Annotated in this window: 24 protein-coding genes; 15 read left to right on the forward strand and 9 right to left on the reverse strand. The window is 71.6% G+C overall.

Annotated elements, in window-relative coordinates:
- The first annotated feature begins 46 nt into the window (after positions 1-46).
- Genes OG252_RS11930 through OG252_RS11940 form a run of 3 tightly spaced genes read left to right on the forward strand, consistent with a single transcriptional unit; the run spans position 47 to position 3,681 of the window.
- A complete protein-coding gene (locus tag OG252_RS11930; RefSeq protein WP_266449867.1) occupies positions 47-1,546 on the forward strand; it encodes an IucA/IucC family protein in 1,500 nt (499 codons plus the stop codon).
- 45 nt (positions 1,547-1,591) lie between these two features.
- Positions 1,592-2,860: a VWA domain-containing protein gene (locus tag OG252_RS11935; protein WP_266449866.1), complete on the forward strand. Its 1,269-nt coding sequence runs from the start codon at positions 1,592-1,594 to the stop codon at positions 2,858-2,860.
- Positions 2,860-3,681, forward strand: a complete 822-nt coding sequence (locus OG252_RS11940) for a hypothetical protein (RefSeq protein ID WP_266449865.1) — start codon at positions 2,860-2,862, stop codon at positions 3,679-3,681. Before OG252_RS11935 ends, OG252_RS11940 begins: the two co-directional genes overlap by 1 nt.
- A 50-nt stretch (positions 3,682-3,731) precedes the next feature.
- Here the strand turns inward: OG252_RS11940 and OG252_RS11945 are convergent, their stop codons facing one another.
- Entirely contained in the window at positions 3,732-4,358 is a 627-nt protein-coding gene (locus OG252_RS11945; RefSeq protein WP_266449864.1) for a winged helix-turn-helix transcriptional regulator, read from the reverse strand.
- An 86-nt stretch (positions 4,359-4,444) separates the two neighbouring features.
- On the opposite strand from OG252_RS11945, the gene OG252_RS11950 reads away from it, so the two are divergent.
- From OG252_RS11950 to OG252_RS11975, 6 genes are all read left to right on the forward strand, one after another.
- Complete coding sequence (locus OG252_RS11950; protein WP_266449863.1) at positions 4,445-5,653, forward strand: pyridoxal phosphate-dependent aminotransferase; 1,209 nt, start codon at positions 4,445-4,447, stop codon at positions 5,651-5,653.
- A gap of 197 nt (positions 5,654-5,850) precedes the next feature.
- Positions 5,851-7,086 carry a glycosyltransferase gene (locus tag OG252_RS11955; RefSeq protein WP_329335786.1) on the forward strand — a complete coding sequence of 412 codons (1,236 nt, stop codon included), beginning with the start codon at positions 5,851-5,853 and terminating at the stop codon, positions 7,084-7,086.
- 67 nt (positions 7,087-7,153) lie between these two features.
- Complete coding sequence (gene helR / locus OG252_RS11960; RefSeq protein WP_329335788.1) at positions 7,154-9,358, forward strand: RNA polymerase recycling motor ATPase HelR; 2,205 nt, start codon at positions 7,154-7,156, stop codon at positions 9,356-9,358.
- A gap of 42 nt (positions 9,359-9,400) precedes the next feature.
- Positions 9,401-10,000, forward strand: coding sequence for a histidine phosphatase family protein (locus OG252_RS11965; protein ID WP_329335790.1), 600 nt, complete (start codon positions 9,401-9,403; stop codon positions 9,998-10,000).
- A gap of 82 nt (positions 10,001-10,082) precedes the next feature.
- Positions 10,083-10,715: a hypothetical protein gene (locus OG252_RS11970; protein ID WP_329335792.1), complete on the forward strand. Its 633-nt coding sequence runs from the start codon at positions 10,083-10,085 to the stop codon at positions 10,713-10,715.
- 65 nt (positions 10,716-10,780) lie between these two features.
- The gene (locus tag OG252_RS11975) at positions 10,781-11,203 is read left to right on the forward strand and encodes an acyl-CoA thioesterase (protein ID WP_266449858.1); all 423 of its coding nucleotides are present in this window, start codon (positions 10,781-10,783) and stop codon (positions 11,201-11,203) included.
- 84 nt (positions 11,204-11,287) lie between these two features.
- On the opposite strand, the gene OG252_RS11980 is transcribed toward OG252_RS11975, so the two are convergent.
- A complete protein-coding gene (locus OG252_RS11980) occupies positions 11,288-12,142 on the reverse strand; it encodes an NAD(P)H-binding protein (protein ID WP_329335795.1) in 855 nt (284 codons plus the stop codon).
- 96 nt (positions 12,143-12,238) lie between these two features.
- On the opposite strand from OG252_RS11980, the gene OG252_RS11985 reads away from it, so the two are divergent.
- Positions 12,239-13,036 carry a helix-turn-helix domain-containing protein gene (locus OG252_RS11985; RefSeq protein WP_329335797.1) on the forward strand — a complete coding sequence of 266 codons (798 nt, stop codon included), beginning with the start codon at positions 12,239-12,241 and terminating at the stop codon, positions 13,034-13,036.
- A 6-nt stretch (positions 13,037-13,042) separates the two neighbouring features.
- Here the strand turns inward: OG252_RS11985 and OG252_RS11990 are convergent, their stop codons facing one another.
- The 7 genes from OG252_RS11990 to OG252_RS12020 form a co-directional block, all read right to left on the reverse strand.
- Complete coding sequence (locus OG252_RS11990) at positions 13,043-14,425, reverse strand: nucleobase:cation symporter-2 family protein (RefSeq protein ID WP_329335798.1); 1,383 nt, start codon at positions 14,423-14,425, stop codon at positions 13,043-13,045.
- Positions 14,426-14,649: 224 nt separating this feature from the next.
- The gene (locus tag OG252_RS11995; RefSeq protein WP_266449854.1) at positions 14,650-16,029 is read right to left on the reverse strand and encodes an 8-oxoguanine deaminase; all 1,380 of its coding nucleotides are present in this window, start codon (positions 16,027-16,029) and stop codon (positions 14,650-14,652) included.
- 150 nt (positions 16,030-16,179) lie between these two features.
- Complete coding sequence (pucL, locus tag OG252_RS12000; protein WP_329335799.1) at positions 16,180-17,076, reverse strand: factor-independent urate hydroxylase; 897 nt, start codon at positions 17,074-17,076, stop codon at positions 16,180-16,182.
- Positions 17,077-17,082: 6 nt separating this feature from the next.
- On the reverse strand, positions 17,083-17,481 hold the full coding sequence (gene uraH / locus OG252_RS12005) for a hydroxyisourate hydrolase (RefSeq protein WP_329335801.1): 399 nt from the start codon (positions 17,479-17,481) through the stop codon (positions 17,083-17,085).
- Positions 17,482-17,496: 15 nt separating this feature from the next.
- Positions 17,497-18,006, reverse strand: coding sequence for a 2-oxo-4-hydroxy-4-carboxy-5-ureidoimidazoline decarboxylase (uraD, locus tag OG252_RS12010; protein WP_329335802.1), 510 nt, complete (start codon positions 18,004-18,006; stop codon positions 17,497-17,499).
- 133 nt (positions 18,007-18,139) lie between these two features.
- Entirely contained in the window at positions 18,140-18,508 is a 369-nt protein-coding gene (locus OG252_RS12015; RefSeq protein ID WP_266449850.1) for a helix-turn-helix domain-containing protein, read from the reverse strand.
- On the reverse strand, positions 18,505-18,792 hold the full coding sequence (locus OG252_RS12020; RefSeq protein ID WP_329335804.1) for a hypothetical protein: 288 nt from the start codon (positions 18,790-18,792) through the stop codon (positions 18,505-18,507). Before OG252_RS12020 ends, OG252_RS12015 begins: the two co-directional genes overlap by 4 nt.
- Before the next feature lie 130 nt (positions 18,793-18,922).
- On the opposite strand from OG252_RS12020, the gene OG252_RS12025 reads away from it, so the two are divergent.
- From OG252_RS12025 to OG252_RS12045, 5 genes are all read left to right on the forward strand, one after another.
- On the forward strand, positions 18,923-19,951 hold the full coding sequence (locus OG252_RS12025; protein ID WP_329335806.1) for a lytic transglycosylase domain-containing protein: 1,029 nt from the start codon (positions 18,923-18,925) through the stop codon (positions 19,949-19,951).
- Positions 19,952-20,080: 129 nt separating this feature from the next.
- A complete protein-coding gene (locus OG252_RS12030; protein WP_329335808.1) occupies positions 20,081-21,157 on the forward strand; it encodes an RNA polymerase sigma factor in 1,077 nt (358 codons plus the stop codon).
- A gap of 108 nt (positions 21,158-21,265) precedes the next feature.
- Complete coding sequence (locus OG252_RS12035; protein WP_266449846.1) at positions 21,266-22,195, forward strand: ABC transporter ATP-binding protein; 930 nt, start codon at positions 21,266-21,268, stop codon at positions 22,193-22,195.
- Positions 22,192-22,962 (forward strand): MlaE family ABC transporter permease, encoded by a 771-nt coding sequence (locus OG252_RS12040; RefSeq protein WP_266449845.1) that lies wholly within the window; start codon positions 22,192-22,194, stop codon positions 22,960-22,962. The genes OG252_RS12035 and OG252_RS12040 overlap by 4 nt, the downstream gene beginning before the upstream one ends.
- Before the next feature lie 3 nt (positions 22,963-22,965).
- Entirely contained in the window at positions 22,966-23,769 is an 804-nt protein-coding gene (locus tag OG252_RS12045; protein ID WP_266449844.1) for an MlaE family ABC transporter permease, read from the forward strand.
- The last annotated feature ends 5 nt before the right edge of the window (positions 23,770-23,774 follow it).

A 23,774-nucleotide genomic window follows, 5' to 3' on the forward strand; every position in this document is an offset into this window, starting at 1 on the left:
TCGTGACATCCCCTTCGTACCCGACTCGTACCCGAGGAGCCCGCCCGTGCACCGTCCCTTCACCGCCGAGGCCGAGGTCGCAGGCGAGCTGGCCGCCGTACGCCCCGACCTCGTGCCGCGGTACACGGCCGAGCTGCCCGGTGCCCGTGCGGCCGTGCTGACCCGGCTGTGGCGTGCGCTCACCCATGAACCGCTGCCGTGGCTCGCGGGGCGCGCGGCCGGCCGGGACGGGCTCACCCTGCGTCTTTCGGACGACCGCCGGCTGCACGGCCCGCACCCCGACCCGTACGCCACCTCCGGGTATGTCACCGAGGTGCGGCTCGACCGTCTGGCGTACGACGATCCGGCACGGCTGATGACCGACCTCGCCGTGCCGCACGGTTCGGGTTTCGCCGCCGAACTCGGGCACAGTGTCGCGTCGTTGGCGCTGTCCCGGGCCGGGGCGCCGGCCCATACGTCGCAGTGGCCGGTGGTCGACTGGGAGTGGGAGCAGCGAGTGGTCGACGGGCATCCGTTCCACCCGGGCTGCCGTTCCCGGCCCGGCTTCTCGGTGGCCGAGCAGCTCGCCTACGGGCCCGAGCACCGGCCGGTCGTGCGGCTCGGGCTGCTGCCGGTTCCGGCGGGCGAGTGCCTGGTGACGGGTGAGTGGCCGGGCGGGATGCGGGACGGTGAGCGGTTGTTGGTGCCGGTGCATCCGTGGCAGGCGGAGCATGTGCTCAAGCGCCGGTGCGAGGACGGGCTCCCGGCTCACCCGTTGATGTCCCTGCGCACCCTCGCGCTGCCGGACGGGCCCCATGTCAAGACCGCGCTGAGCGCCCGGCTGACCTCCTCGGTGCGGGACATCTCCGTCTACTCGATCACCCTGTCCGCGACCCTCTCGGCGTTCGCGGAGGCGCTGGCGGCCCGCATGGACGGCCTGCTGCACGTCACCCGCACACTGGGCGCGGTCACGGCCAACTCCCCCGATCTGGCTGCGGTGTTGCGCGAGTCGCCGCAGGACTTCGCGGCGCCGGAGCAGGGCGAACGGGTGCTGCCGGTGGCCGCCCTCGCCACCACCGGCCTGCCCGACTCCCCCGCCTGGCTCGCCGACTTCACCCGCCTCGCCCTCACGGTCGGCCTGCGGCTGCTGGAGTTGGGCGTGGCCCTGGAGGCGCACGGCCAGAATCTCCTCGTCGTCCTGTCCGCGACCGGCGCCCCGCTGCGCCTGGTCTACCGCGACCTCGCCGACATCCGCGTCAGCCCGGCCCGGCTGGCCCGGCACGGCATCCCGGTCCCGGAACTGACCGGGCGGATCGTCACGGACGACGAGACGACCCTGCGCCGCAAGCTGTTCGGCTCGCTGGTGGCCGGATCCCTGGCCGGTACGGCGGGCTCGGGGGCGGCGTTGCGGGGGGCGCTGGGGACGGCCGTACGGGATCTGCCGCGCACGCCCGATCTCGCCGCACTGCTCGAAGAGCCGCTGCCCGCCAAGGCGTTGACGCTGATGCGGCTGTCGCCGGGGACGCCCGGCGACCAGTGGACGCACCTGCCGAGTCCGCTGCTCTGAACGGCCGTTTTGGAGCCCGGCACCCCTGATCAATAAGATCCGCCGATGATCACAAGTAAACGGCTGGCAGCAGGGGTGTGCGCCCTGCTCGCCGCCCTGACGGCCGGGATCGCCTTCCCGGTCGCGGCCCTCGCCGGTGAACCCACGGGCGGGGCCACGCCCCAGGTCGACCTCGTCCTCGACGTCAGCGGTTCCATGCGGACCCGGGACATCGACGGCGGGACGCGGATGGCGGCCGCGAAGCAGGCGTTCAACGAGGTGCTGGACGCCACGCCCGAGGACGTCGACCTCGGCATCCGGACCCTCGGTGCCAACTACCCCGGCGACGACCAGAAGACGGGCTGCAAGGACACCGCGCAGCTCTACCCGGTCGGCCCGCTGGACCGTACCGAGGCCAAGACGGCGGTGGCGACCCTCGCCCCCACCGGCTGGACCCCGATCGGCCCCGCCCTCCTCAAGGCGGCCGACGACTTCGACGGCGACGGCTCCAAGCGCATCGTGCTGATCAGCGACGGCGAGGACACCTGCGCCCCGCTCGACCCGTGCGAGGTGGCCCGCGAGATCGCCGCCAAGGGCATCGGGCTGACCATCGACACCCTCGGCCTGGTCCCGAACGCCAAGATGCGGCAGCAGCTCAGTTGTATCGCGGAGGCGACCGGCGGGACGTACACCTCGATCGAGCACACCGACCAACTCACCGACCGGGTCAATCAGTTGGTGGACCGGGCGGCCGATCCGGTGGTCACGCCGGTGGCCGTGTCGGGTGCCGCCGCGTGTGCCCAGGCGCCGACCGTGAAGTCCGGTCTGTACACCGACCGCGAGGAGTTCGGGCAGCAGCGCTGGTACCGGGTGGACGTCGAGCCCGGCCAGGAGCTGCGCGCCTCGGTGAGTGTGGGGGCCGACCGGGCCGTGAACCCCTCGTACGGGGTGCTGATGCGGGCGGTCACGGTGCACGGCCGGGAGATCGTGCGCGGCGAGGCTGCGGGCGACGGCCGTACGGACGTCGTCTCGACGGGGCTGCGGTACCCCAAGGCGGAGAGCGACGACGACAACGCGGCCGCGGCCTCACAGACGGTGTGTCTCCAGGTCACCAACTCCTTCTCGGTGGCCTCCGGTGTGAAGACCACGCCGGGTCTGCCGCTGGAGCTGACCGTCGACGTGGTGGACGGTCCGTCGCCGGCGAGCGACGTGGCCTCCTTCGGCCTCGGGCGCGGCTGGTGGCTGCTCGGCGCGCTGGTCCTGACCGGCTTCCTCGCCGGTCTGGTCTGGGGCTGGGTGTCACGCTGGCGGGTCGCGGTCTGGAGGACCAACTGATGCGGATCACACGTGTGTTGAGCGCTTCCCTGCTGATGCTCGGCCTGGCGGTCTCCCCGGCCGTGGCCGACTCCACTCCGTCTCCTTCGTCTTCGTCTTCGTCTTCGTCTTCGGCGGACAGTGGCGCGCCCACTCAGGCGGGCACGTCCTTCCGTACGGCGACCGAGGTCGAGCAGGGGCAGACGGCCACCGCGAACGGCTCGGCGGGCGACTACCTGTACTGGTCGTTCCCCGCGGACGCCGGCCAGCGGCCCACCGTGCGGGCGACGGTGAAGCTGCCTGAGGCGCACGCCGCCGAGACCTGGCAGATCGACGTGTACGACGGTCTGCGGCGCCGCCAGGCCTGCCAGTACGGGGCCCAGACGCGCACCGCGGCGGCGGACACCGCCTCCGTGGAGCTGGCCTGCGTCCTGCGCACGGTCCGCGCCTGGTCGGATCCGTGGGCGAACGACCCGCTGCCCGGGACGTACTACGTCCGGCTGACCGTCGTCGACCTGACGACGGCCGACCTGGGCCTGCCCGTCGAGACGGAACTCCGGGTCGACTCCAAGGACATCGGCGGTTCGGCCGCGGTGGACGGCTCGCTGGCCGAGCCGCTGGTGCCGGGGATCGCGGTCAAGTCCGCCGCGGAGGAGGACGGTTCGTCCGCCTCCGCCGTGCTGTCCAGCATCGAGCCGGACGACGGCTGGTCCTCCGGCTGGTGGTCCGACCGGTGGGTGTGGACCGGGCTCGGTGGCGTACTGGCCGCGCTCGCGGGGGTCGGCGGGTACTCGCTGACGCGCGGGGCGGGACGGCCGACGCGGGTACCTCCGGGCGCCTGACGCACCGTCAAGAGGCCCGCTGTGCTTCGGCACGGCGGGCCTTGTCATTTTCAGGCCTCGCGCAGTGCCTTCGCGAGCGTGCCCTCACCCGTCACCTCGATACGCCCCGCCCGCACCGCGGCCGGCACGCTCAACTCCCCCCGCCCGAGCGCCAGGCACGTCCCGGTGTCCAGGACCAGCCGCGCGTCGGGCTCGGCGGGAGCGGGCCCGTCGCCGTAGACGGGACCCTCCTCGGCACCGACGTACAGATGGAAGTCGCCCTCCTCCAGCCGCACTTCCACGAGCCCCTCGCCTTCCAGCGCCCGGAGCAGCGGCAGCGCGAACCAGTGCGCGCGTACGGCGTCCGTGGGCCGCCGTTCGCCCAGCTCGGCCTGACCCCACCGACCCAGGGCCTGGAGCACCGGCAGCAACTCCCGTCCGCGTCCGGTCAGTTCGTACACGTACACCGCTCCGGGCGGCGGCAGCCGACGCCGGGTCGCGAGGCCGTCCCGTTCCATGTCCTTCAGCCGCGAGGCGAGTACGTCCGTGCTGACACCCGGCAGGTCGGCGTGCAGGTCGGTGTAGCGGCGCGGACCGGCGAGCAGCTCCCGGACGATCAGAAGCGTCCAGCGGTCCCCGACGACGTCGAGCGCCCGGGCGGCGGAACAGTACTGGTCGTAGCTTCGACGTGGTGACATGCGACGCAGTCTAGACATGTCGTTGGACTTTCCAAGCTCGAACTTGGTAAAACCAAGCAACACCACAACCGGAGGGGCGTAAGCGCATGGAGTTCCGGCAGTCGAGCAAGCTGAGCGAGGTCTGTTACGAGATCCGCGGCCCGGTGATCGAGCACGCCGACGCGCTGGAGGAGGCGGGCCACAGCGTGCTGCGGCTGAACACCGGCAACCCCGCGCTGTTCGGCTTCGAGGCGCCGGAGGAGATCCTCCAGGACATGATCCGGATGCTGCCGCAGGCGCACGGCTACACCGACTCCCGCGGCATCCTCTCCGCCCGCCGTGCGGTCGCCCAGCGCTACCAGACACTGGGCCTGGAGGTCGGCGTCGACGACGTCTTCCTCGGCAACGGAGTCTCCGAGCTGGTCTCGATGGCCGTACAGGCACTGCTCGAGGACGGCGACGAAATCCTCATCCCGGCCCCGGACTTCCCCCTCTGGACGGCGGTGACGACCCTCGCCGGCGGCAAGGCGGTGCACTACCTCTGCGACGAACAGGCCGACTGGTACCCCGACTTGGACGACATGGCGGCGAAGATCACGGATCGCACCAAGGCCGTGGTCATCATCAACCCCAACAACCCCACCGGCGCCGTCTACCCCAAGGAGATCATCGAGGGCATCCTCGACCTCGCCCGCCGGCACGGCCTGATGGTGTTCGCGGACGAGATCTACGACCAGATCCTGTACGACGACACCGTGCACCACTCGGCCGCGGCCCTCGCCCCCGATCTGGTCGTCCTGACCTTCTGCGGCCTGTCGAAGACGTACCGGGTGGCCGGCTTCCGCTCGGGCTGGATGGTCGTCACCGGTCCCCGGCAGCACGCCCGCAACTACCTGGAGGGCCTGACGATGCTCGCCTCCATGCGGCTGTGCGCCAACGCGCCCGCGCAGTACGCCATCCAGGCCGCGCTCGGCGGCCGGCAGTCCATCCGCGAGCTGACCACGCCGGGCGGACGCCTGCACGAACAGCGGAACGTGGCCTGGGAGAAGCTCAACGAGATCCCGGGTGTGTCGTGTGTGAAGCCGAAGGGCGCGCTGTACGCGTTCCCGCGTCTCGACCCCAAGGTGCACAAGATCCACGACGACGAGAAGTTCGTCCTGGACCTGCTGCTGCGGGAGAAGATCCAGGTGGTGCAGGGAACCGGCTTCAACTGGCCGAGCCCCGACCACTTCCGCATCCTGACCCTGCCGCACGCGGAGGATCTGGAGGCGGCGATCGGGCGGATCGGGCGGTTCCTGAGCGGGTACCGGCAGTAGCGGTTCTCCAGCAGTTCCCCAGCGGTTCTCCGGCGGTCTGCGGGGGTCTCCGGAGGGGGGCAAAAAACAAAGGCAAGGAGGTCAACCACTCCTTGCCACTCTCAACTTATAGCGCACCGGGGGGCTTGCCGCAAGGCCCCGGTCGTGCCGCAGAATCGTCCGGCCGAAGCCCGGATCTGCGGAAATGAGAGTCGCGTATGCGTGTGGTGTTGTCGACCTATGGGTCGCGCGGGGACGTCCAGCCGATGGCGGGACTCGCCGTACGGTTGCGGGAACTCGGCGCCGAGGTGCGGGTGTGCGGGCCGGCGGACGAGGAGTTCGCGGAACTGCTGGCCGGTGTCGGCGTACCGCTGCTGCCCTTCGGCCCGTCGGCGCGCGCGCTGACGAAGGCGGCGCCGCCGCCGTCATCGCTGCCCCAGCGGGCGGCCGAGGTGATCGCAAGCCAGCTGGACGTGGTCACCGCGGCGGCCGAGGGATGTGACGTCGTGGTGGCGACCGGGATGATCTCGGCCGCGGCCGGCGCGCGGTCGGTGGCCGAGAAACTGGGCATCCCCTCCGTGTCCGTGACCTTCCAGCAGCTCACCCTGCCGTCGCCGCGGCGCCGGCCGCTGGCGTATCCGGGCCGGCCGTTGCCGCCGGAGGTGACCGACAACAGGGTGCTGTGGGACCTGGACGCCGAGAGCATCAACGCCCTGTTCGGTGAGGCGCTCAACACCAACCGGGCATCGATCGGCCTGCCCCCGGTGGACGACGTCCGTGACTACGTCATCGGCGACCGGCCGTGGCTGGCGACGGACCCGGCCCTGGACCCGTGGCAGGAGACGCCGGACCTCGCCGTCGTGCAGACCGGCGCGTGGATCCTGCCGGACGAACGCCCGCTCCCGGTAGAGCTGTCGGCGTTCCTGGACGCCGGTGCGCCACCGGTGTACGTGGGCTTCGGCAGCATGCCGATGCACGCGTCGACGGACGCCGCCCGGACGGCCATCGAGGCGGTCCGGGCGCAGGGCCACCGCGCCCTCGTCTCCCAGGGCTGGGCCGACCTCGGCCTGATCGACCACCTCGCCGACTGCTTCGCCGTCGGCGAGATCAACCACCAGGCACTGTTCGCCCGGGTGGCCGCCGTCGTGCACCACGGCGGCGCGGGTACGACGACCACGGCCGCCCGGGCCGGCGCACCCCAGGTGGTGGTGCCCCAGATCGCGGACCAGCCGTACTGGGCCGGCCGGGTGGCCGACCTGGGCATCGGCGCGGCACACCAGGGTCCCGCTCCGACCTTCGAGTCCCTGTCCGCCGCGCTCGAAACGGCCCTGGCCCCCGAAACCGCCGCCCGGGCGAAGGCCGTGGCCGGCACCGTCCGCGCCGACGGGGCGACGGTGGCCGCGAAACTGCTGTTCGACGCCGCCCGCCGGGAGAAGCCACGCGTGTCCGCGTGAAGCACGCCAGTCCGGACGCCCTTCCGCACGCTGTGATCGCGAGCGACCCCAGATCGGAGCCGATGCCGTGAAACCGCTGACCACCAGCGTGTTCGACCTTCCCGACCACCTCTCCCCCAAGGCCGACCCGGCACTGATCACCGGCGACGAGCAGCATTTCGCGGCCATCGCGGAGTGCCTCGAGCAGACGATCGCCGAACTGTCCGACAGTCTCGACGCCCAGCGCAGGGCGCCCGGCGGCATGGGCCGGCAGGCGATGGACCGGGACACGGAGATCCACCGGCTGACCGCTCGCCTGCGCGCACTGCGCCGCTTCGGTCTGGACCTGTGCCTCGGGCACATGGTCGGCGCGGACGACCCCGAGCCGGTGTACATCGGACGACTCGGTCTGACGGACAGCGCGGGCCGTCGGCTGCTGCTCGACTGGCGCTCGCCCGCGGCCGAGCCGTTCTTCGGGGCCACCCACGCCAACCCGATGGGTCTGGCCAGCCGCCGCAGGTATCGCTGGACCGTCCCCCACTCTCGGCTTCGCTCGAGCGGGGGGACCCCCACCCGGATCAGCGACTACTGGGACGAGGTGTTCACCGCGGACGGGTTCACCGGGCATGCCGCGCTCGACGACCAGTCCGCCTTCATCGCCAGCCTGGGCAACAACCGGTCGCCCCGGATGCGGGACGTGCTCGGCACCATCCAGGCCGACCAGGACGCCATCATCCGCGCGGGTTCCCGCGGCGCCCTCGTCGTCGACGGCGGTCCGGGCACGGGCAAGACCGTCGTCGCCCTGCACCGCTCCGCCTACCTCCTCCACTCCGACCCCCGTCTCGGTCATCGTCGGGGCGGGGTGCTGTTCGTCGGTCCGCACCGGCCGTATCTGGCCTACGTCGCCGACGTCCTCCCCAGCCTCGGAGAGGAGGGCGTGCAGACCTGCACCCTGCGGGACCTCGTCACCGAGGGAGCCTCGGCGGCGGTCGAGGCCGACCCGGAGGTGGCGCTCCTGAAGTCGTCCGCGGACCTGGTGAAGTCGATCGAGAGGGCCGTCAGGTTCTACGAGGAGCCGCCCGCCGAGGGGATGACGGTCACGACCCCGTGGTCCGACATCCGGCTGAGCGCCGACGACTGGGCCGTGGCGTTCGAATCGGCACCCGGTACTCCGCACAACGAGGCACGCGACCAGGTCTGGGAGGAACTGCTCACGATCCTGGTGGACAAGCACGACGGCGACGTCTCGGACGACCTGCTCCGCAGGGCGCTGCGGCAGAACCGGGAACTGCTCACGACCTTCGACCGCGCGTGGCCGCTGATCGAGGCGGCCGACCTCGTCGGGGACCTGTGGTCGGTACCCGCCTACCTGCGGATGTGTGCTCCCTGGCTCGGCCGCGAGGAGGTACGGAAGCTGCAGCGGGAGAGCCCCCAGGCCTGGACGGTGTCCGACCTGCCGCTCCTGGACGCGGCACGGCAGCGGCTCGGCGACCCGGAGGCGGCCCGGCGCCGGCGCCGGCACGAGGCCGTCCTCGCCGCCCAGCGCGAGCGCATGACGCAGGTCGTCGACAACCTGCTGGAGGCCGCGGCCGACTCCGGCGCCGACGGTGACGACGGCGAAGGCCTGGTGACGATGCTGCGCGGCGCGGACGCCCGGGTCAGCCTGGTCGACGAGTCCGAACTGCCCACCCCCGACCCGGACCTGCTCGCCGGCCCGTTCGCGCACATCGTCGTGGACGAGGCCCAGGAACTGACCGACGCTCAGTGGCAGATGCTGCTGCTCCGGTGCCCGTCCCGGAGCTTCACCATCGTCGGGGACCGTGCCCAGGCCCGGCACGGGTTCACCGAGTCGTGGCAGGAACGGCTGGAGCGGATCGGCTTCGACCGGATCAGCCTGGCCTCCCTGAGCATCAACTACCGGACGCCGGAGGAAATCATGGCGGAGGCGGAACCGGTCATCCGGGCCGTGCTCCCGGACGCCAACGTGCCGACCTCCATCCGCAGCAGCGGCGTCCCCGTCGTCCACGGGCCCGCTTCGGATCTGGGCGCGATCCTCGACACCTGGCTCGCCGCACACGCCGAGGGGATCGCCTGCGTCATCGGCGATCCCGGCTTCCGGGCGCCGTCGTCCCGCGTCCGGTCGCTGACCCCGGAGCTGTCGAAGGGCCTCGAGTTCGACCTGGTCGTCCTCGTCGACCCGGAGGCGTTCGGCGAGGGCATCGAAGCAACGGTCGACCGGTATGTCGCGATGACCCGGGCCACCCAGCGACTCGTCATCCTCACGAGCTCCTGACCCCGGCCGCGCACGAGGTGTGCTGCTCGTAGCCTGTGACACATGGGTGATCTCTTCCTCGTCCGGCACGGCGAGACCGAGTGGTCGCGGTCCGGGCGGCACACCGGATCGACGGACGTCCCGCTGACCGAGCGCGGGCGGCAGGAGGCGCGCGGCCTGGTGCCGCTGATCCGTTCGCACCGGATCGGGGCCGCGTTCGTCAGCCCGCTGCAGCGGGCCAGGGAGACCGCCGAGCTCATCGGGCTGCACGACGTACGGGTCGACACGGACCTGCGCGAATGGGACTACGGCGGATACGAAGGTGTCACCACCGTGGAGATCCGGCGCACCCGGCCGGACTGGTTCCTGTTCACGGACGGGGTCGCGCCCGGGCCGCCCGACCACCCCGGAGAGACTCCGGAGCAGGTGGGTGAACGGGCCGACCGGGTGCTGGCCAAGGTGGACGCGGCGCTCGCCAACACCGAGGGCGTCGTGGTGCTGGTGGCGCACGGTCACTTCCTACGGGTCCTCACGGCCCGGCGGCTGGGGCTGCCGCCGTCGGCCGGGGCGCTGTTCCAGCTGGCGACCGGGACCCTGTGCCGGCTGAGCACCGAGCACGGGCGGCCGGTGATCGCCGGGTGGAATGTCAGACCGGGGTCGTAGTCTTCGAAAGGGCTGATCGTGCGGCCGGTCGCGGCGGTGAGGGAGCCCTTCGAGCAGGCTGTTCGCCGGGGAGGAGCACGCCGTGACCAGACCGCCCACCGCCGCGCAGCGGCGTGTCATCGACGCCGCCGATCCGGTCACCGGCCGGCTGAAGGGCACGGAGTCGCAGCTCGCGGCGCTGGTCAAGCGAGGGCTCGCCTTCCGGCATCCGCGGCCGCCGCACGACCACTTCCTGACACCGGCGGGGCACCGCATACGGGAGGCGCCGCCGGAGGCCGTCGCCGCCGAGCCCGCGATCCGGTCGCCCCGGACCGCCGATGTCTTCGCCGCCCGCATCGGCAGTGACGAGGAGGCGGACAGCGGTCCCGGTCGCGTTCGCGAGGTGCACAGCGCCTGGCAGGGGCTGCTGGAGCTGCGCCGGATGACCAACCGGGACGGTGCGACGGACCGGCCGTGCGACTGGGAGCGCGCGCATCTGGTGCAGGCCGCCGCGCTCGCCCTGGAGGCGGCGGGTCACCGTCCGGCTGGGTGGGAGGCGGCGGGCTACCGGGTGCGCCCGACCCCGCAGCCGGAGGCCGTCGCCGTGCACGCGCCGGACACCGCGCTGCTGCGGGCGTGCGCGGCCACGCTGGACAAGGCGGGCTGGCAGGTCGGCGAGCACACGGAGCCGCGGACGAGAGACCGGTATCTGCTGGCGTCCCCACGCCGGACGTGATGACCATGCCAAGATCGACGGATCAGAGATCAAGATCAGAGCGTCCACGACGAGAAGGGAAAGCCGTGACCGAACCGTTTTCCGTCCCCGTGACCGTCCGCGGATACGAGACGGACGTCCAGGGTCACCTCAACCAGAGTGTCTACCTCAACTACGCGGAGCACGCCCGCTGGTCGCTGCTCCAGGCCGCCGGGATCAGCCAGGCGGGCCTCATCGGCAAGGGCGTGGGCCCGGTGGCCCTGGAGACGACCATCCGCTACCGCCGGGAACTCCTGGCGGGCGACGAGGTCGCCGTGACCTGCCGCTTCGACTGGGGCGAGGGCAAGACCTTCCGGATCGAGCAGACGATCCGGAAGACCGACGGCACGGTGGCGGCCGAGATCACCGCGGTCGGCGGGCTGATGAACCTCAAGGAACGCAGGCTGGTGGCGGATCCGCGGGAGCACTTCAAGGAGCTGGCGTCGGATCCGGGCCTGTTCGGGCTGTAGGCACCGCGGGCACGCTCGCACCGACCGTGACCGACGAACCCGGCTCTGGCGGCGGGAGCCCTCTCCCGCCGCCGCTTCCTTCCGTCAGGCCCCGACGAAGACTCCCCTGTGGTCCTCGACCCACTCCCGGTAGGACCGCGCCGGACGCCCCAACGCCTCCTGTACGTCGTCCGTGACGAGCGCGTTGCCGCCCTCGCGGGCGAAGAGGAGGCCGCCCAGGACGCTCTCCGCGGCCGCCGCGTCCAGTCCCGAGGCCGTCAGCTGTTCGCGGATCCGGTCCGGCGAGAGGTCGAGCGTCTCCACCGGGCGTCCCACGACGGCGGCGATCGCGGCGGCCTGGTCGTGGACGGTGATCGCCTCGGGCCCGGTCAGCGTGTACGTCCGCCCGGAGTGCCGGGAGTCGGTCAGCGCCTCGACGGCCGCCTCGGACACGTCACGCGGGTCGACCACTCCCTGCCGGCCGTTTCCGGTCATGTTGGGCACGGGCCGGCCCGCGCGGACCGACTCCGCCCAGCCGAGGGTGTTCGAGGCGAAGGACGACGGCCGCAGGATCGTCCACTCCGACCCGCCGGCCCGCAGGGCCTCCTCCCCGGGAAGATGCCAGGTGCCGAAGGGGCCGTAGTCCGGGTCGCCGGTACCGATGGAGGAGAGTTTCACGATCCGGCGGACGCCCGCCGCCCGCGCCGCCGCGACCAGCCGGGCGTCCCGTCCGCCGTCCGCCGGTCCGAGGACGGCCACCAGGAACACGGCCGCCGCCCCGGCCAGCGCCGCCGTCACGGACTCCGAGTCGAGGAAGTCCCCGCGCACCACCTCCACGCCCTCGGGCACCTGCGCCTTCGCCGGGTCACGGGTCATGGCCCGCACCTTCTCGCCGCGCGCCGCGAGCTGTCGTACGACTTCACTGCCGATGGTGCCCGTGGCACCGGTCACTAGGATCATGGCCTCAACGCTGACGGGCGGCCGCTCCCGGTCGCTAGGAAATTCCGGCACGGTTGTGGCGCCCCCAGCCGTGCGGCGCGCGCCTACCGTAAGAGGGTGACGAATGCCCTGGCCGACCGTGCCCTGACCGTCCCCGACGCTCTTCGCCCCTGGATCACCGGCATCGAGTCGGTGGGCGCCGGGGAGGAGCTGCCGGCGTCGTTCGCCCATGTGCCGGACGCGGCGACGAAGTTGGTCGTACGGGTCGAAGCGGGCGGCCGTCGTGATGCCCTGGTGGTCGGGCCGCGCACCCGTGCCTCGTACTACGCGGAGGCGGACCGGCGAGTGGCGTCCTGCGTCCAGGTGAGCCTGGGCCCGGGTGTGGTACGCCCATTGCTCGGCACCCCGGCGGTCGACCTGGTCGGGCGGGCCGTGCCGTTGGGCGCGTTGCCGACCGGGGCGGCACGTCAACTGTCCCGGAAGCTCGTCGAGTTGGCGCCGGAGGAGATGCTCGCGTATCTCACGGAGCTGCTCCCCGACCCGTTGGCCGCCGACCGTTCGCGCGCCCGGCTGCTGCGGGCCGCCGTCGACGCCCTGTCGACCCGGCCGGACCACGCCCCCGCACAGGTCAAGGACGTGGCCCGGGAACTCGCCGTCAGCGAGCGGCAGTTGCGCAACCTCTTCACGGAGGGCGTCGGTCTCTCCCCCAAGCACTACGCCCGCATCGACCGCGTCCGCCATGTACTGACCGAGGCACCTCGGGCCGACTGGGCCGAACTGGCCGCCGCCACCGGCTACTACGACCAGTCCCACATGACGTCCGACTTCCGCACCCTGATGGGGGTGCCGCCGAGGTCGTACTTCACCGGGCGGCTGCCGGACCCCCAGCCCTGCCAGGCGTTCCGGCGGGCCTGACGACGCTCAGTGCGCGCCGGCCGTCCGGGTGCCCGCGAGCTCCTCCCCCGCCTCCATGGGATGGGTCACGTCCTGGGCGTCCCGGTCCCTGCCGAGGTGGTTGAAGACCAGGTTGAGCAGGACCGCGGCCACACAGCCGGTGGAGATGCCCGAGTCCAGGACGATCTTCGCGGTCTCCGGGAAGGCGTGGTAGAACTCCGGCGCGGTGATCGGGATGATGCCGACGGCGAGGGAGACGGCCACGATCAGGACGTTGTTGTCCCGGTCCAACCCGGCCCGCACGAGGGTCTGGATGCCGCTGGCCGCGACCGAGCCGAAGAGGACGACGCCCGCCCCGCCGAGCACCGGGCGCGGCACGACCGCGATCAGCGAGGCGGCGACCGGGCACAGGCCCATCAGCACCAGGAAGCCGCCGCCGGTGGCGACGACGTACCGGCTGCGGATGCGGGTCATGGCGACCAGGCCGATGTTCTGCGCGAAGGCGCTGCACATGAAGCCGTTGAAGAGCGGGCTGATCGCCGAGCCGAGGGTGTCGGCGCGCAGTCCGGCCGCGATGGTCTTCTCGTCCGCCGGGCGTTCGACGATCTCGCCCAGCGCCAGCATGTCCGCGGTCGATTCGGTCATCGAGACCACCATCACCACGCACAGGGAGAGGATCGCGGCGAGCTGGAACTGCGGTGCGCCGAAGTGGAACGGGGTCGGGAAGCCGACGATGTCCGCGTCCGCGACCGGACCGAAGTCCGTGACGCCGAACGGGATCGCGACGAGCGTGCCTACGACCAGGCCGAGCAGGACGGCGATCTGCTTGACGAAGCCGCGGGTGAAGCGGCGAAGAAGCAACACGATCAGGAGAGTCGCGCCCGCCAGGCCGAGATAGGTGGTCGAGCCGTAGTCGTCGGCCGCGGGATCGGGACCCTGCGCCCAGCCGAAGGCGACCGGGAGCAGCGAGACGCCGATCAGCGTGATCACCGTGCCGGTGACGACCGGCGGGAAGAAGCGGACCGCCTTGCTGAAGAAGGGGGCCGCTATGAAGCCGAGGAGTCCGGCGACGACGACCGCGCCGAAGATGATCGGCAGGGCGTCGGACTTGTCCTCGGTGGCGGCGACGACCGCGGTCATGGGGGCGACTCCGGCGAAGGTGACGCCGTTGACGAAAGGCAGCCGGGCGCCGATCTTCCAGATGCCGAGCGTCTGGAGGAAGGTGGCGAGGCCCGCCGTGAACAGGCAGGCGCCGGTGAGGAAGGTGAGTTCGGTGCCGGTCAGGCCGATGGCCGCGCCGACGATCAGGGGCGGGGCGACGACTCCCGCGTACATGGCGGCCACGTGTTGCAGGCCCGTGGTGGCCATCTTGAGTGCGGGCAGTTTCTCGTCGACGGGGTGGGCGGTCACGGCGGCTCCTCCGGGCGGGTGACACGTCGGCTCTGACGTGGGTTTCATGGAGGTGGTGCGCGGTCGTGCGGGACCGAGGGGACGGAGCCCCTCATATGGGGCAACGGAGGCCGTTCCGGGGCGCACACGTCCATGCGCGCCCCGGAGACGGCCGCCATGGACCCCGCTCGGGTCCACGGCCACCGGTCGAGGGCCGTCCCCCTCGACCGGAGATCTTCACCGGATCAGCCCTGCGCGGCGATCCGCGCCAGACGCTGGGCCTCGGCCCGCGTGGAGCGGGCGATCGCGTCCTCGTCGGCGGTGAGCAGCCGGTTGTCCTCGACGATCTGGCGGCCGTTCACGAAGGAGGCGGTGACCGGGGCCGCCGCGCCGAAGACCAGCGCGGTCACCGGGTCGGCGATGGAGGCGTGGGCCAGCGTGTCGAGCTTCCACAGCACCAGGTCGGCGAGCTTGCCGGGCTCCAGGGAGCCGATCTCGGCTGCGCGCCCCAGGACTTGGGCGCCGCCGTAGGTCCCGAGGCGCAGGGCCTGACGGGCGTTCAGGGCGGCCTCGCGGTGGGCGCCGAGGCGGTTGACGAGGAGGGCGTTGCGCAGTTCGGTGTGGAGTTCGCCGGACTCGTTGGACGCCGTGCCGTCGACGCCGAGGCCGACCGGGACGCCGGCGGCCAGCATGTCGGGGACGCGGGCGATACCGGCGGCCAGTCGTGCGTTGGACGAGGGGCAGTGGGCGACGCCGGTCTTCGTGCGGGCGAAGGCGGCGATGTCGGAGTCGTTCATGTGGACGCAGTGCGCCATCCACACGTCCTCGCCGAGCCAGCCGGTGGACTCGAAGTAGTCGGTCGGGCCCATGCCGAACAGTTCCTTGCAGAACTGCTCCTCCTCCACGGTCTCCGAGCCGTGGGTGTGCAGCCGTACGCCGAGGCGGCGCGCCAACTCGGCGCCCTGCTTCAGCAGTTCGGTCGACACGGAGAACGGTGAGCAGGGCGCCACGGCGACCTGGGTCATCGCGTCGAAGGAGGCGTCGTGGTGCTGCCGCACGGTCTCCTCGGTCGCGGCGAGGGCGCCTTCGAGGGTCTCGACGGCGAAGTCCGGGGGCAGGCCGCCGTCCTTCTCGCTGCGGTCCATGGAGCCGCGGGCGAGGGTGAAGCGGACCCCCATCTCGCGGGCGACGCCGATGATCGCGCCGGACAGGTCGCCGGAGCCGCGCGGGAAGACGTAGTGGTGGTCCATGGCGGTGGTGACGCCCCCGCGGGCCATCATCGCGAGGGAGCCCTCGGCGGCCGCCCGGACCATCTGCTCGTCGATGCGCGCCCAGGTCGGGTACAGCGCGACGAGCCAGTTGAAGAGGTTGTGGTCGGTGGCCAGGCCACGGGTGATCCACTGGTAGTAGTGGTGGTGCGTGTTGACCAGGCCCGGAGTCACGAGGTGGCCGGTGGCGTCGATACGGCGGTCGACGTTCTCCAGGCCCTCGGGGGCTTTGCCCGCGCCGAGCGACTCGATGCGGTTGCCGGCGACGACGACGTACCCGCTCGCGTACTCGGTGTCGTGGGCGTCGACGGTCGCGATCGAACAGTTCTCGATGACGATGCGCCGGTCTGCTGCCATGATGCGTCCTTTTCGCTCAGTGGACTGGGGGAAGAGGGCACGGCAGGACCCTGGGAGATTTGAGTGCCGCGGCCGGAAGACGGGCTCTCCGGCCGCGGGTGCCGCAAAGGGGGGTTGCTCAGAGGTTGGTGAGGTCAGAGGTTGGTGAGGTCAGAGGTTGGTGACGTCCACGGGGATCTTCGCCTCGCAGCCGTCCCGCAGGACGGTCGCCTCGATCAGGCCGTACGGGCGGTCGGCGGCGAAGTACACCTCATTGTCGTTCTTCAGCCCGAACGGCTCCAGGTCCACCAGGAAGTGGTGCTTGTTCGGGAGCGAGAAGCGGACCTCGTCGATCTCACCGCTGCTATCGATGATCCGCGCGCCCATTTGGTACAGGGTCTGCTGGAGCGAGAGCGAGTACGTCTCGGCGAAGGCCTGGAGCATGTCCTTCTTCACCTGCTCGTAGGACTGCTCCCAGTCGGGCATCTCCTGTGCGTCGTCGGACCAGTTGAAGCGCCAGCGGGCGGAGACCTGGGTGGCCAGGACGCGGTCGTACGCCTCGGGAAGCGTCGTGTACTTGTCCTTGACGTAGCCCCAGAACTCGGAGTCGGTCGAGTTCATCACGACGAGGTCCTTGAGGCCCGAGACGACCTCCCACGACTCGCCGTCGTAGCTGATCTGGGTCAGCCGGGTCTCCTGGCCCTTGCGGACGAAGGAGTGCGCTCCCTTCCCGGAGTGCTCGATCCGCTCCCAGGCGTATTCCTCGATACGGATGCGGGCCGTCCCGATCGGCTCCTGGCTCGTGACGAAGTGCCGTGCCAGGTGGATGCCGAACTGTTCGGCGGACTCGATGCCGTGCTCCTTGGCGAACGCGTACACCGTGTTCTTGGTGGTGTCGGTCGGCAGCACGTTGGCGTTCGAGCCGGAGTAGTGGACCTCGTCCATGTCGCCGGAGAGCGACACGGACACGTTCAGGTCCTTGATGTGGTGGGTGGCGCCGTCCCGCGTGATCTTCACGACTCGGTTCTCGGCCTTGCCGTACTGGTTTTGGCCCAGGATCGTAGGCATTCTCTGCTAGCTCCCTCGGTAAACGGAGTAGCCGAACGGGTTGAGCAGCAGCGGTACGTGGTAGTGCTCGCCGGGCTGGACGGCGAAGGTGATCGCTACCTCTGGAAAAAACGCACCGCTGTCCCGATTCGCGGGGGCGTCCTGCTGCGCATCGGCTTGCTTGTTCTCGGAACGCTCGAAATACGCCTCCACGGCGAAGTCGAGCCGTACGTGGGTGGTGCCCTCCGGCAGCGCCGGCAGGTCCTTGCACCGCCCGTCCGCGTCGGTCGCGGAGCCGCCGAGCGCCTGCCAGTCCGCATCGCGCCCGGGGCGGGCGGAGAGCTGGACGGCGACGCCCTGGGCGGGGCGGCCGATGCTGGTGTCGAGGATGTGCGTCGACACCGAGGCGGTGGTGCTGGTGCTCATGGTCAGGCGTCCTCTTCAGTCTTCTTCGACGATACGCGCGAGCCGGATCCGGTTGATCTTGCCCAGCTCGGTGCGGACGATCTCCCTCTCCCGCTCCGGCGCGTTGCCGATCCGCTCCTTGACCGCGTCGCGCATCTGCTCGCCGGTCCGGCCGGTTGCGCAGATCAGGAACACGTGGCCGAACTTCTCCTGGTACGCCAGGTTCAGCTCCAGCATCTCCGTCTTGAGCTCCTCGGAGACGCCGGCCATGCCGCGCTGTTCCCGCGCCGAGGTCGGGTCGCCCGGCTTCGGGCGGCCGATCGGCGGGTGCCCGGCCATGGCCTCGGCAAGGTCCTCGGCGCTCAGCTCGGCCATCGCGGCGTCACTGGCGGCGTAGAGGTCGTCGGGGGTGGCGTAGGGGCGGGCGGCGAGCAGCGCCTCGGCCCATGCCGTGGAGGCGCACGCCTCGTGGAGCGCGGCGAAGGCCGCGTGCTCCTCCAGGGCGTTGAACCGGGCCAGGCCCGGGGGCGTGGATGTCGACGTCACGGGAGCCTCCGTGGCCGCAGGCGGCCTTCGTACTGATCGGGCTGCCGCTAGCTAACGCCCTCCGGAAGACGGCGTCAACAGTTTGTTGAAAATTCCGGGTTACGGAACAGGGGGCCGACCGGAGGGCGCCCGCTCAGCTCTCTTTCTCGCGGTTGAGGTAGTTGTAGACCGTGAAGCGGCTCACCCCGAGGGCGCTCGCCACGGTCTCCACGCCGTGCCGTACGGAGAAGGCGCCGCGCGCCTCCAGTATGCGCACGACCTCCTGCTTGGCCTTGCGGTCCAGGTCGGCGAGGGGCTTGCCCTTCTTGCGCTCCATGGCGACCAGGATGTGGTCGAGGGAGTCGGCGAGCTGGGGCAGGCGTACGGCGACGACATCGGTGCCCTCCCAGGCGAGCACGACGTCGTCGGGGCCGGCCTCATCCGGCGGGAGCAGCTCGCCGCCCATCGCGTCGACCAGCGGCTTCACGGCCGTGATGAAGGGCTCGTCGCCGATGCCGGTCACTTGCCGACCTCCCCGGTCCCGCTCTTCCCGGTCCCGCTCTCACTCTCGCCGATCACATTGAGCTGGAGCGAGATCCGGGTGGCGCCGGACTCCAGGGTCCGGCGCAGCAGGGCGTCCACGGCGGTCAGTACGGCGTCGGCGCCGCCCTCCGCCGTGTTGCCGAAGGGACCGACGTCCACCGCGTCCAGGTCGGCCGCCTCGATGACCTCGCGGGCCACCAGAGCATGCGCCGGTGCCTCGTCGAGGTCGAAGGGCTCGGTCGTGAACTCCACTCTCAATCGCACGCGCACAACCTAACGCGCTGCACGGATTCTCGGGCAGCTCGCCGGCTCCGGGATCCGGGATCCGGGCGACGGACCCGCCGCTCTGCCGCGTAGAGCAGACAAGGGGAGTCCACCGGGAGGGGAACGCGACGTGGCAGGACACAGAGTCAGAGGGGCCAGAGGCGTCAGAGGTACGGCGATCGCGGCGGCGGCGATGGCGGCGCTGACCGCGTCCCAGGCACCGGGGGCGAGTCAGGCACGGGCCCTGGCTCCCGTGCCGCGCACGCCCGCCGCACACGGGCCGAGCGTGTCCGGCGACGCCCCGTACCGCACGGCGCTGCCGCCGCTGCGGACCCGGGAGGGGGCGACGCGGCCGCGGACGGTGGGCGCCGCGCTCCCGGCGAGCGTGTTCCTGGCCTATCGGAGGGCCGAGGCCCGGCTGGCGAGCGAGGCGCCCGGCTGTCGCCTGCGGTGGCAGCTGCTGGCCGCGATCGGCCAGGTGGAGTCCGGGCAGGCCGGAGGCGGCCGGGTGACCGCGGACGGTACGACCGTGCGGCAGATCCTCGGACCGCGCCTGGACGGCGGCGCCTTCGCCCTGATCCGGGACACCGACGGCGGCGCCCACGACGGGGACCCGGTGTACGACCGCGCGGTCGGTCCGATGCAGTTCATCCCGTCGACCTGGGCCCGTTGGGGCGCGGACGGCAACGGCGACGGGCGGGCCGACCCGGACAACGTCTTCGACGCGGCGCTCGCCGCCGGTCGCTATCTGTGCGCGGGCGGAGCGGACCTGTCGGTCCCGGGCGACCTGGACGCGGCGATCCTCGGCTACAACCACTCGCAGGCGTATCTGCGCACGGTCAGGGCCTGGTACGCGTACTTCCTGGAAGGCCATCGGGTGGTGCCGGACGGCGGCGAGGTGGCCTCCGCCCGCCCGGAGGCATCACGGCCGGCGGGCCCGCCGAAGCCCGCACCGACACCGTCCGCCCGGCCCGCCGCTCCCGCCCGGCCGAGCGCCACCCCATCCGGCACCCCGTCCCCACCCACGCCCGCCCCCACCCGTCCGGCGACCGCGACCGAGGTGACGCGGGAGCCGCTGCCGTCCGCGCCCGGGGCGGACGTCGAGCTGCCCACCGACGGCCTGCTGCCCGGTGGCGGTCCGCTGACCAGCGACAGCTGACCTGCGACAGCTGTCCTGTAACAGCGGGGACTCGATGCCCGCCTCCCCCTCCACAACCGCGGCTACCGGGCGGTAATCTCGCCACCCGCCGGACGGCACGGACCGGCGGGCGAGCGCGAAGGGGCCCTCATGGCGACGGACATGCCTGCCGAGGCGCAGACGGACGACGACCGTTGGCAGCGCATGTGGAGTCATCGCGAGCACCTGCTCAGGGTGGCCCGGCGCAGGTCGATGAGCATCGAGGACGCCGAGGACGCCGTGCACGAGGCGATGCTGCGCGCCGCGGAGCGCCCCGGCCTGGACGAGGAGCGGCTCGCGGCCTGGCTGACGACGGTGACGATGCGGCTGTGCGTGGACCGCTACCGGCAGGTCAGCCGCGAGGCCGAGGTCCGCGCCAGTCCGACGCTGATCGCACCCGGACCGGTGCCCGTCGAAGAGGTGGTGTGCGACCGGGCCGAGGCCAAGTGGCTGGCCGTGCGCAGCGGGGAGCTGCCCGCCCGCCAGGCGGAGGCGCTGCGGCTGAGGTCCGAGGACCTCGACGTCGGTCAGGTCGCCGTCCGGATGGGGCTGAGTTACCGGACCGTCGAGTCCTTGCTGGCCCGGGCCCGGCGAACGCTGCGGAACTCGCTGGCGGCGACGCTCGGGCTCGCGCTGTTCCTCATCGGGCGGGGACAGCCTCGCGCGGGTGGGAAGGCACAGGCCGTGGCGGCCGCCTCGACGGCGGCGACGCTGGCGGTGGCCGGGCTCGTGCTGCCGTACGCGTACGACGCGGACGGGCAGGGGTCGGCTCCGCGGCCCGCCGTGTCGGGCCCCGCGGAGGCACTGCGGCCCGACGGCTCCGGACGGGCCGATGCTCCGGACGCGCGGGCGAACGCGGGTGCGACGCCGACTCCCCGGCCGGCGGCGGCACCCCTGTCGGCCGGTGAGGGGTCGCTCGTTCCCCTGTCGGTGCCGCCCCTGCCGGAGGTCGCTCTGTCGCCGCTGCCCGAACTGTCGGCACCGGATGTTCCAGAGGTCCCGCGGCTGCCCGGGACACCGAGCGTGCCCGGGATACCGAGCGTGTCCGGCGTCCCGGAGCTGTCGCACACACCCGGCGAGACGGCCGTACCGGTCGAGTCCGCCGTTTCCACGATCCCGGGCTCCGCCGACGTACCGACGCCGCCCCCGCCCTCGGTCGACGCACCCACCCCGAGCCCGCTCCCCTAGACCGGGACGGACCCGCTCGAAAAAAACTCCACCCCGCAGCGACGGACGCCCCGTCCCTCCCCGTAGAGCAGATGTCAGAGCTGCTCCAGGGGCCGAAGGGTGGACCGGATGGGTGTCGAGATCTGTGTGGAAGGGCTGACCAAGTCCTTCGGTCACCAGGTCATCTGGCAGGACGTCTCGCTGACCATGCCCGCCGGGGAGGTCTCCGTCATGCTCGGCCCCTCGGGCACGGGCAAGTCGGTGTTCCTCAAGACGCTCGTCGGACTGCTGAAGCCGGAGCGCGGCTCGATCACGATCCAGGGCCGGGACATCACGAAGCTCCGCGAGCACGACCTGTACGAGGTGCGGAAGCTCTTCGGCGTGCTGTTCCAGGACGGCGCGCTGTTCGGCTCGATGAACCTGTATGACAACATCGCCTTCCCGCTGCGTGAGCACACCCGCAGGTCGGAGAGCGAGATCCGGCGCATCGTGCTGGAGAAGATGGACATGGTCGGGCTGATCGGCTCCGAGGACAAGCTGCCCGGCGAGATCTCCGGCGGGATGCGCAAGCGGGCCGGTCTGGCCCGGGCCCTCGTCCTCGACCCGGAGATCATCCTCTTCGACGAGCCCGACTCGGGCCTGGACCCCGTGCGCGTCGCGTATCTCAACCAGCTCATCGTCGACCTCAACGCCCAGATCGACGCCACCTTCCTGATCGTCACGCACGACATCGCCTCCGCCCGCCAGGTGCCGGACAACATCGGGCTGTTGTTCCGGCGCGAGCTGGTCATGTTCGGGCCGCGCGAACAGTTGCTGACCAGCGACGAGCCCGTCGTACGGCAGTTCCTGAACGGCCGGATGCAGGGCCCGATCGGCATGGCGGAGGAGAAGGACGCCGCACAGGTCGAGCAGGAGCTCGCCCAACTCGCCGACCCGGCACCCGCCCAGGCTCTGACTCCCCGCCTGCTGCCGGGGCCGGGCATCACCCGCCCGCCCCGCTGGCAGGCGATCGCCGACCGGGAAGCGGCGCTGCACCGAAAGGAGGTGGCCGACGCATGAGCCTGTCACCGACCGGAGCGCTGCGGCACTCGGGAAGTCTCTTCGCGATGGCGCTGGACGTCGTCCGGACCATCTTCCGACGCCCTTTCCAGGCGAGGGAGTTCATCCAGCAGGCCTGGTTCATCGCGAGCGTCACCATCCTGCCGACGGCCCTCGTGTCCATCCCCTTCGGGGCCGTCATCGCGCTGCAGATCGGCAGTCTGACCCGGCAGCTCGGCGCCCAGTCCTTCGCGGGGGCCGCCTCGGTGCTCGCGGTGCTGCGGGAGGCCTCGCCGATCGTCACCGCGCTGCTGATCGCGGGCGCCGGCGGCACGGCGATCTGCGCGGACCTCGGAGCACGGAAGATCCGCGAGGAGATCGACGCGATGCAGGTGCTGGGCATCGATCCCATCCACCGGCTGGTCGTGCCACGGGTCCTGGCGTCGATGCTGGTGGCGGTGCTCCTCAACGGGCTGGTCTCGGTGGTCGGCGTCGCGGGCGGCTACTTCTTCAACGTCGTCCTGCAGAACGGCACTCCGGGCGCCTATCTCGCCTCCTTCACCACGCTCGCCCAGCTGTCCGACCTGTGGGCGGCGGAGATCAAGGCGCTGGTGTTCGGGGCGATCGCGGCGATCGTCGCCTCGTACAAGGGACTGACGGCGAAGGGCGGCCCGAAGGGTGTGGGCGACGCCGTGAACCAGTCGGTGGTGATCACCTTCATGTTGCTGTTCGTGACGAACTTCGTGATGACCGCCGTGTACTTCCAAGTCGTTCCGCAGAGGGGCTGAGGCATGGCGCTGCTGAAAGGCCTGGAGGAGCTGGGCGCCCAACTGTCCTTCTACGGACGGTCGTTGGCGTGGACCGGCCGCACCCTGCGCCGCTACAAGAAGGAGATCCTGCGGCTGCTCGCCGAGGTGAGTTTCGGCCGCGGCGCCCTCGCCGTGGTGGGCGGCACCGTCGGTGTCATCGCCTTCCTCTCCTTCTTCACCGGCACGGAGGTGGGCCTGCAGGGGTACGCCGCGCTCAACCAGCTAGGCACCTCCAACTTCGTGGCGTTCCTGTCGGCGTACTTCAACACCCGCGAGATCGCGCCGCTGGTGGCCGGGCTCGCCCTGTCGGCGACGGTCGGCGCCGGGTTCACCGCGCAGCTCGGCGCGATGCGGATCAGCGAGGAGACGGACGCCCTCGAAGTCATGGGCGTGCCCTCGCTGCCGTTCCTGGTGACCACCCGGATGATCGCCGGGTTCGTCGCCGTGGTCCCGCTGTACGTGGTCGGCCTGCTGTCCTCGTACCTCGCCGCCCGCACCATCACCACCGGCTACTACGGGCAGTCGGCGGGCACCTACGACCACTACTTCGCGCAGTATCTGCCGCCGGTCGACGTGCTGTGGTCCTTCGGGAAGGTGCTCGTCTTCGCCGTCCTGATCATCCTGGTGCACTGCTTCTACGGCTACTACGCGAGCGGCGGCCCGGCGGGCGTCGGCGTCGCGGTGGGCCGCGCGGTGCGGACGTCGATCGTCGCGATCAACGTCCTGGACTTCTTCCTGTCGCTGGCGATCTGGGGCGCCAGCACGACCGTGCGGATTGCGGGGTGAGCCGT

Source organism: Streptomyces sp. NBC_01352 (assembly GCF_036237295.1).
GTDB classification, from domain to species: Bacteria; Actinomycetota; Actinomycetes; order Streptomycetales; family Streptomycetaceae; genus Streptomyces; species Streptomyces plumbiresistens.